This window comes from Synechococcus sp. R70.1, from assembly GCF_047461675.1.
In the GTDB taxonomy this organism is placed as follows: Bacteria; Cyanobacteriota; Cyanobacteriia; order Thermostichales; family Thermostichaceae; genus Thermostichus.
In genome coordinates this window covers 1-1,431 of record NZ_JANSHR010000022.1, presented here as the reverse complement: position 1 = coordinate 1,431, position 1,431 = coordinate 1, and the positions used below count along the sequence as shown (strand labels likewise).

The following is a 1,431-nucleotide window of genomic DNA, read 5'->3' as shown; positions in this document are numbered from 1 at the left end:
ACTCGCCCTTACAGGAGACATTCAACTTTATCTTGCGGCTAAAACAGTTGCAGGCTCAGCGCCGGGGTCAGACTGTATTCATTGGAAAAACGTTGCCAGGAGTGGCAGGGGTTCTGGTGCGGAACTACCGCTTGAATCAGGCAGTCGCTACCAAGGAGTTGGTGGAGCGGCTCAAAGGAGTTCTAGACGCCGTTGCACCAGGTGCTCAATTTTTTGAGGATCCACGCACCAACTCTATTACTGTGGTTGGCACGCCACAACAGCAGGATATTGTAGCTGCTCAGATTGCCCAATTGGATGTGCGTCGGCGACAGGTTTTGATTTCCCTGAGAGCAGTTGATATTCGCTTGGACAAAAACGAAAGCTTATCAGTTAACTTGGGAGGGGCATCTGGCAACTTTGCCCTTGGAACTTTGTTGGAAGACGCCGATTTTGGTGGTCAACCGCTCAATCAACCCGAGGGATCCTCGGTAAGCTTTATTGGGCCTGCAGATCCCTCGGGGGCGATTACTGGGATATTCAACACCCTTAACCGGCTGCAGCGGTCTCTAGCTCTGAGGGTACAATCTGCACTACGAAACGGAACTGGGAAAATTCTAACTGACCCCAAAGTTGTGGTGGCAGATGGTGGCTCCAGCCAAATTAGAATTGCAGTCAGCGTTCCTACTAATGTCGAAACTATCACCGAGGGTCAGGGAGAACAGCGAAAGACTACTGAGCGCCTTCAGCGGGAAGATGCCGGAATCGTCCTAAACGTTTCAGAGGTTAGGATAGATGATAATGGGTTTGTCACCCTGACCATTCAGCCAGAAATTTCCATCCCTGTACCTATTCAAATACTGCAGAGTGGACCCTTTGCTGGTATTCAACTTTTTAACATCGACAGAAGGCGGCTGGAAGCATCTCAGCTCAGGTTAAGAGATGGGCAAACCTTTATTATTGCTGGCCTCATTCAAGACAGGGACATCGTTGACGTTCAAAAAGTGCCTTTACTAGGCGACTTGCCTCTTTTGGGTGCTTTGTTCCGCTCTCAGAGTGTGAATAACGAGCGCAATGAGGTGGTCTTCATGCTAACGCCCTACATTATGGATGATAATGTTGCTTTTGGTCTTCCTCCCAATCCGTAAAATTCCCAATCCGTAAAATAGGGTTATGCCGAACTGCCAAGTTTCGTGACATCCTCCCAACACTGATACTATAGGCACAGCGCAGGACCCATAGCTCCCCACACCCCTCATGAGTTAACTCTCGACAGTCCTGAGTTACTGGCTGCATTTCGGGATCCGTTGAGTTGCATTCAGCAGCTAATGGCTTCTTCAAGTGGCCTGGGATCCACCTCGGGCAACAAGCGCCAATTCCACCTGATTTTCTTGGGTCTGCCCCAGTTGCACCTCCACATCTCGGCCAAAGAAGCCTTGCATTTTTTTCTGG

1 protein-coding gene is annotated in these 1,431 nt (G+C 49.8%); it reads left to right on the top strand.

Annotation, left to right across the window (positions count from 1 at the left end):
• A partial coding sequence (locus NW807_RS02605) for a type II secretion system protein GspD (RefSeq protein ID WP_414425217.1) occupies positions 1 to 1,127 on the top strand: 1,127 nt, incomplete at its 5' end.
• Between the last annotated feature and the right edge of the window lie 304 nt (positions 1,128 to 1,431).